Genomic DNA, 7,212 nt, shown 5'->3' with positions numbered 1-7,212 from the left:
GGCGGAATGGCGCCGAGATCGCAATCCTTGAAGACTTCGCGGATTTCGTCTTCATGCGCCAGTACCAGCGTGCGCCCGGTTTGCGCGCAGATGGCGGCGAGGTTGAGGTGGTGGCTGGACGGGATCACCGCGGCTACGTAGCCGATGTCATCCTCCAGCAACAGGGTCTTGGCCAGGCGATCTCCGGGAACGTGCGCAGCCTCTGCAGTGGCCATGCTGCTGAGGGTGTAGGGATGGCGGATGGTGTCGAAACGGCTGTTCCTGCTGTTGAGGCAATTTGCCAGGGTGGTAGCCAAGGCCATGATGCGTCTCCTTCGCTGTACGTGCGGCGGCCACGGGGGCGGGCCCCTGCGTTTCCTACTATAGTCCGTGCCCCCGCCGGCTGCGCTGCTATCCGCCTTGCCCGCGTTGCCTCGCGTCGCCGTCATGCCTCGTCGTCCGCTTGCGCGGGGGCGGCCTGGCGCGGCTGGGGCCACAAAGCCTGCAATTCGGTCTTGAGGAAGTTCAGCAGGTAACGCGTGGCCATGGTCTGGTAGCGGTTCGGCATGGTCAGCATATAGAGACGGCTACCGAATACGCTGATCTGGTAGTCCGCCAGCACGGGCAGCAAGGCGCCCGTGTCGAGCTCCGCGCCGACAGCGTAGAGCGGGAAGATGCCCAGGCCGAGATCGCCCATCACGCCATCCTTCAGGAAGGCGAAGTTCTCGGAACTCAGCGTGGGCTCCAGCGACACTTGCTCGCGTGCGGCGCCGCTGCCATTGCCGCGCGTGCCGAAGGCCTTGAGCTTCTGGCCGATGGGCGAGGCGCAGACGATGGCGTGGTCCTTGAGATCGGCCAGCTCGCGCGGAGGCGGCTGCGTGGCCAGGTAGCCTGGCGATCCGCACACCACCCATTCGACCACGCCGATCTCGGTCGCTACCACTGAATCCGGTGGCGTGGAGATGATGCGCAGCGCCACTTCCACATCCTCGGACACCAGGTTGTGGATGCGGTTGTCGAACACCACGTCGAGCGTGATGTCGGGATAGCGGTGCTTGAACTTCACCAGCAGCGGCGACAGCATCGAATGCCCCAGCCCGGTGGGTACCGACAGGCGTACGTGGCCTTGCAGGCTCTTGCCCATGCTGTTGATCAGCGCGTTGGCCGCCGCCACTTCGCCCAGGATGTTGCGGCCGTGCTCGTACAGCCCCGCGCCCACTGGCGTGGGTTCGACATGGCGGGTGGTACGGCGCAGCAATTGCACGCCCAGTTCTTCTTCAAGGGCCTTCAGGTGGTAGCTCACGTTGGCGCGGGTCATCTTGAGCTTGCGCGCGGCAGCCGAGAGGTTGCCGGCGTCGACGATGTCCACGAAAAGGCGCAGGGCGTTCAGGTCCATGTGGCGGGTTGGTTCCTTCGGGTGAAAACGTGCCGGCAGGCGCCGGCACGGCAGACAGTGTAGCTTTTGCGGCGGGCGGCGCCGTGCGCGGCCTCTGGCGCTATAGCGACTGCGCGACCTCCTTGAACGACTGCACGAGCTGGCTCAGCCCAGGGCTCTCCGCATTCCTGTTCCACAGCATCCCGAGCGCGCTGAAGGCGACTTCCGGCGTCATCCGCACGCATTCCAGCAGGCCCATCGCGGCATAGTGAGCGGCGACCGACCCGGACAGCACGGTCAGGTATGGCGACTCGCGCAGCAGCATCTGGATGGTGATGATGGAAGCGGTCTCGATGCGCGGCATCGGCACCGGGGTGGCGGCGTGCATGAACGCATCTTCCAGCCGCGTGCGCATCAGGGTGCCGGCCGGCGGCATGATCCAGTCGTAGGCCGCCGCCTGCGCCCAGGTCGGCTTGCGCTTGCGCGCCATCGCATGGCCCGGGCTTGCCACCACCTTCACGGTGTCTTCCATCAGCAACTCGCTGGCGAAGCCGGACTTATGAGCGCGGATGTCGAGCGGGCCCAGTATCAGGTCCAGTTCGCGGCGCCCCAGCCGCTCCAGCAAAGTCTCCAGCGTGGCCTCGACCACATGGATGAAGATGCCCGGCATCTGGCGCTGCAGCCGCGCAATGCCCTTGGGCAGGATCACCGGCGCGGCGGAGAGGATGGAGCCCACATGCAGGCGCCCCACCAGACCGGTGCGGATCGTGCCGAGTTCATCGTTTACGCGGCGCACATCGCCCAGCATGCGCAGCGCGTGACGCCGCAGCACTTCCCCGGCCGGCGTCAGTTGCAATTGTCGTCCGCGGACAAATAGCGCGGTGCCCACCACATCTTCGAGGTCCTTCAGCCAGTGAGAGACCGCGGGCTGCGTCATGTGCATCGCCTCGGCGGCCGCAGTGATGCCGCCGGATTCCACCAGCGTGAGGAAAACCTCCAGGTGGCGCAGCTTCATCCGGCGTGCCCAGAGGATGTCGTCAAGGTTCCATGTCATGCACGAATGCTAATGGAAGTCTCAAGTTATTTCATTATTAATTCATGAATAGGCTATGCATAATCGGTCGTGGATTTCACTTCGATGACACGCCCGGCGCGGGCTGGGACGACAACCGGGAGTGCAGCGTGAGGACATGGAAAAGCAGGGCGGTGGCAGGCGCGCTCGTGATGGGCGCCATAGCCGGTTTGCAGTTTGGCGCGGCATCCGCGCACGCCGATGCGGTGTACCCGGCCAAGCCGGTGCGCCTGGTGGTGCCGCAAGCGCCGGGCGGCGGCACCGATGTGGTCGGGCGGCTGTGGGCCGATTACATGTCGCGCCATCTCGGGGCGCCGGTGGTGGTGGAAAACCGGGCCGGCGCGAACGGCGTGGTGGCGGCCAGCTTCGTCGCCAAGCAGGCGCCGGATGGCTATACGGTAATGGTGGCGGGCATTTCCTATCTCGCTTTCAACCCGTATATGTACAAGGCATTGCCCTATGACCCGCAGAAGGATTTCGACGGCGTCAGCCTGCTGGTCAATACGCCATTCCTGCTGGTGGCCAGCCCGTCCACAGGGATCAAGTCGCTGGAGGATCTGGCGAGAGCGGCAAAGGCGAAGCCGGCGGAATTGAATTTTGCCTCGGCGGGGAAAGGCAACTCGACCCACCTCGTCGTTGAAATGCTGGAGCAGCGCCTGGGCCTGCAACTGACCCACGTGCCATACAACGGCGCGGCGGCCGGACTGACGAGCGTAATGGGAAACCAGACGCAATTGATGGCAGATGTGCTGAACACCGCCGCGGTGCAGGCGAATGGCGGCAAGGTGCAACCGCTGGCAGTTATCGGTACGCGGCGCGCATCGAGCGTACCCAATGTGCCCACGCTGGCCGAACTCGGCATCAAGGATTTTCCTTTGCCGGGCTGGTACGCGCTGGTAGTGCCGGCTGGCACGCCAAGGATAATCATTGACCGGCTGAATGCGGAAACCCGGAAGTTCTTTGCCGATGCTTCGGTGAAAGCCAGGCTCGATGCGCTTCAGCTCGAGCCGCTGCCATCCAGCCCGGAAGCGGTAAAGGAATGGATGCAGCGCGATAGCAGGATATGGGGTCCCCTGATCAGGCAACTCGGCCTGAGCAACGACTAGATTAGACAGCCAAAGGAAATACTGCCGTGCCAATACTTACCAAAGCCGTCTGGGACAGCCGCTATCGCAAGATGCTCGCCTTGATGGACGACATCCATGCCGATGCGATCATCTTCACCAGCAGCGACTTCTTTCAGTTCGCGACCAATTTCCACACCGATGTATTGCCCTGGGAGCGGCCGGTCTTTGCCGTGGTGCCACGCAATGGCACGCCGTTCCTGGTGATGAACGAGTTGTCCACCAACCATATGCGGTTCTCCCAGGAGCGGGAGAAAGTCTGGATTACCGATATCAGCTATTACGCCGAGCATCCCAGGCTGAGCCACCGCCTGCCCTTGCTCGGGCAAGTGCCGGAATTGCTCGCCGAGCGCCTTAAAGGGGCTGGCCTGGCGCGCTCGCGCATTGCTGTCGAAGGCGGCAGTGCCGCGCTGGCCGCCGCTGCCCGGCTGCTGCCCGAGCTGACGCTGCAGCCCGCCACGGCGGAATGCCGCAGCCTGCGCTGGCAAAAGCATGCGGAGGAACTCGCGGTGATGGCGGCCATCGGATCGATTTCCGACTGGGTCCAGGATCGCTACCGGGAAAATATCCGCCCCGGCAGGCTGGTGCAGGAACTGGATTTCGCCATGGCCTCGCTGTTCGTGCAGGAGGCGGCTGAGCGCTTTCCCGGCGAGCATTTCGAGGTGATCCGCTGCTGGACCCTGAGCGGTCCGGCATCGGCTTCGCCCCATGGCGACGGGGCCTCCTGCGGCGCGCGCATCAAGGAGGGCGACGTGCTGGTCAATATCGTGATACCGCGCCTCAACGGCCTGGCCATCGAAAACGAGCGGACATGGTTCTGCGGCCGGCCGGGCGACGAGCAGGTCAGGCTATGGACCGCGGCCCGGAACGCCAACGAAGCCGCCATTGCCGCGGCCCGCACCGGCAACCCGGTGAGTGCCATCGATGCCGCCGCACAGGCACAGATCGAGCAGGCGGGCTTTGGCGACTATATTCGCCATCGCACCGGCCATGCGATCGGCATCATCCATCACGAGTATCCGGAGGATATGGCCTTCTGCCACCGGCCTCTGCTCGATGACGAAGTGTATTCGGCTGAGCCGGGCATCTATGCCTATGGCATTGGTGGATTCAGGCTGGACGACACGGTCGTGGTCGGGCAGACGCCGCGCACGCTGACCTCCACGCCCAAGACGCTGGAATACGCGACCGTGCTTTAAAGCAATGCCATGGGCAGTGATTCAAGCCGTCACCGGCAAGCCAAGGACCAAGGACAACGCTGGCTACAACTCTTCCTGCAGCGGCAGCAGCCGCAGCAGGCCCTGGCCGAAATGCTGGAAGACACTCATGTCGGGTTCACTGTCGTAGGTCCGCAGTAGCCCGTTGTCGCGCGTTACCCAGACCAGCTTCGGCTCCCCGCCGGCGGGGTCTGGTTCCAGCATTACCTTGTAGGCCACATCAAGCAGCTTTTCGTCCAGCGCCGCGCCAAGCTGCGTGCACAGCGTCGCGTTGTCGACCACCACGCCCATCTCGGTATTGAGCCGGGCCGAGCGCGGGTCCAGGTTGAGCGAGCCGACGAACAGCAAGCGGCGGTCGACCATATAGCTTTTGGCGTGCAGGCTTGCACGGCTCTTGCTGATCAGGCTGCGGTGCCCTTCGTGCGCCATCTCCGCATAGGCCGACGGTTTGAGCTCGTAAAGCTGGATGCCTGCCGCCAGCAGCGCCTTGCGCGTGGGCGCATAGCCGGCGTGCACGGCGCTCACGTCGGTGGCCGCGAAGGAGTTGGTCAGGATACTGACGCGCACCCCGCGGCGCGCCATGCCGGCAAGCCAATCGACCGCTGATGCGTTCGGCACGAAATACGGCGAAACCAGTGACAGCTCCCGCCGGGCGCTATCCAACAGGTGCACCAGCTTGGGGATGGCGTGGCTGCTGTTGTCTTCGGGCGGAAGCGTGACCTTGACAGCCTGGTCCGCAATCACGGAGCCCTGCCCCCAGTAAGCGGGCAACTTGCCGCCTTCCAGCGCCTGCGCCATGCCGGAATCGAGCAATTCCCGCGCATAATCGCCGCCCCTGGCCTCGGCCGCATGTTCGTCCAGGTATGTGCGCAGGGCCTGCACCTCGGCTTGCGCATCGGCAGGGGCCGGCATCAGGCTGGCCACGGGATAGCTCGCCGCGCCATTCCAATAGTCATCGAACACGGCCGATACCTGCGGCACCACCGGGCCGCCGGCGAGCACATCGAAGTCGCTAAAGYCCGTTGCCGTACTGGCGGAGAAATAGGGGTCGCCGATATTGCGCCCGCCCACCACCGTCAGCTGGTTATCGGCGGTCATTGATTTGTTGTGCATGCGCCGGTCCAGACGCCGGAAATCAGTGGCGAACTCCAGCCAGCGCGCGCTGCGGTTGGCGAAGGGATTGAACAGCCGCACCTCGATATTCGGATGGGCGTCGATTGCCGCCAACTCGCGGTCCTGCCCGCTCAGGTGCAGGTCGTCGAGCAGCAGGCGCACCCGCACGCCGCGGTCGGCCGCGGCAACCACCGCCGCCAGCAAGGTCTTGCCGGTGAGGTCGCCGTCGAAGATGTAGTACTGCAGGTCCAGGCTGCGCTCGGCGCCGCGCGCCAGCGCCAGGCGTGCCACCAGCGCATCCGGCCCGGACGAAAGCGGGTAGAAGACCGATTGGCCAGGGTGCTGCGCCTGGCCGGGGGCGAGCGCCCTGCCCAGGCGCGTGCCGGCGGTGTCGGCAAGGGCTCGCGATGGCGTCCGGCTGGCCGGCTCGGGCAGGCTGGCGCAGGCCGTCAGCAGGGCGGCTGCCATTGCGCTGCCGGCAAACAGGCCGAAGCGGCGGAGCCAGCGTCCTTGCGCTTTCCCGGCGGCCACTACCTGCGCCTCATGGATTTCCTCCAGGCAATGCGACATGGTGTTTTCCCCAAATTGGCTGTGCCAATGCCCCAAGGGGGCGGCGCGTTTTGCAAGGTACCACCAGTCCGGTTGGCATGGAACTGAAAGATTTCTGGCCAGCCAGATCTCGTGGCACGCGCGCTGCTTTTTGGAAAGGCGCGGGCGCCAGAATCCATAAGCCGGAACGCTGCCTATCAAACGCCGCAGGCGTTCCAGGCTAAAACGCAATCAACCCGGAATTGGGCAAATGCCGGGTAAAAAAAGTCGCCACAGATGCATAAGCGAGGCTTCGGCAGCGCCGATTTGCTAGTGTTTCTGGCGCGCGGATTGCCCGGCATTTCTTGCTTTGACGATCATCGATCGCCAGCTTTCCGCGCGGTTCCAGGGTGGGATTGACGGCGAGGCACGGCCCGAATTGGATGGGAAAGTGGATACTGCTTAGCATCGTGGCCGAACCCTATGCCTTTGCCTGGCAATTTCCGGAAACCCGTGCTCGCCGGTTCAGCCTTCCTTATCACATTGGCATGGCCTGCACAATGTCCGCACATCGCTCGGATTAGTCGGGCATCGCGTTTGCCAACGACTTGCAAGACCGTCCTTTCAAAGACCTTTCGGACAGAGTTGTCTTATTGCATCTTAGTGCCGGCGGGTGATTGCGGCGCCGTGGCGCACGTCAATGCCGTTAGCAGCGTGCGGGAGCAAATTGTTGAGCCGCCTTTGCCGCGCAAGCTATTACTTGAATCCGRCAATGCGCACAGGTATTCGTCTGCTTCGACGGGG

General features: G+C 64.1%; 6 protein-coding genes. 2 read left to right on the top strand and 4 right to left on the bottom strand.

Annotated elements, in window-relative coordinates; translation table 11 throughout:
• The 3 genes from AC1DKD_RS14465 to AC1DKD_RS14455 form a co-directional block, all read right to left on the bottom strand.
• Positions 1-302: aminoacyl-tRNA deacylase (locus AC1DKD_RS14465; protein ID WP_477143386.1), on the bottom strand; the 302-nt coding region annotated here is incomplete at its 3' end.
• A 122-nt stretch (positions 303-424) separates the two neighbouring features.
• A complete protein-coding gene (locus tag AC1DKD_RS14460; RefSeq protein WP_441631406.1) occupies positions 425-1,375 on the bottom strand; it encodes a LysR family transcriptional regulator in 951 nt (316 codons plus the stop codon).
• 100 nt (positions 1,376-1,475) lie between these two features.
• Positions 1,476-2,408, bottom strand: a complete 933-nt coding sequence (locus AC1DKD_RS14455; RefSeq protein WP_441631404.1) for a LysR family transcriptional regulator — start codon at positions 2,406-2,408, stop codon at positions 1,476-1,478.
• 128 nt (positions 2,409-2,536) lie between these two features.
• Here AC1DKD_RS14455 and AC1DKD_RS14450 point away from each other — a divergent pair, with 128 nt between their 5' ends.
• Both AC1DKD_RS14450 and AC1DKD_RS14445 read left to right on the top strand, forming a co-directional pair.
• Positions 2,537-3,532: a Bug family tripartite tricarboxylate transporter substrate binding protein gene (locus AC1DKD_RS14450; protein ID WP_441631402.1), complete on the top strand. Its 996-nt coding sequence runs from the start codon at positions 2,537-2,539 to the stop codon at positions 3,530-3,532.
• A 26-nt stretch (positions 3,533-3,558) separates the two neighbouring features.
• Positions 3,559-4,749, top strand: coding sequence for a M24 family metallopeptidase (locus AC1DKD_RS14445; protein WP_441631400.1), 1,191 nt, complete (start codon positions 3,559-3,561; stop codon positions 4,747-4,749).
• A 63-nt stretch (positions 4,750-4,812) separates the two neighbouring features.
• On the opposite strand, the gene AC1DKD_RS14440 is transcribed toward AC1DKD_RS14445, so the two are convergent.
• Positions 4,813-6,450, bottom strand: a complete 1,638-nt coding sequence (locus tag AC1DKD_RS14440) for a phospholipase D family protein (protein WP_477143385.1) — start codon at positions 6,448-6,450, stop codon at positions 4,813-4,815.
• Between the last annotated feature and the right edge of the window lie 762 nt (positions 6,451-7,212).

The organism is Cupriavidus sp. 05T313 (assembly GCF_056396665.1).
The sequence above is the reverse complement of the archived record's forward strand: the minus strand, read 5'-3'. Positions and strand labels throughout refer to the sequence as shown.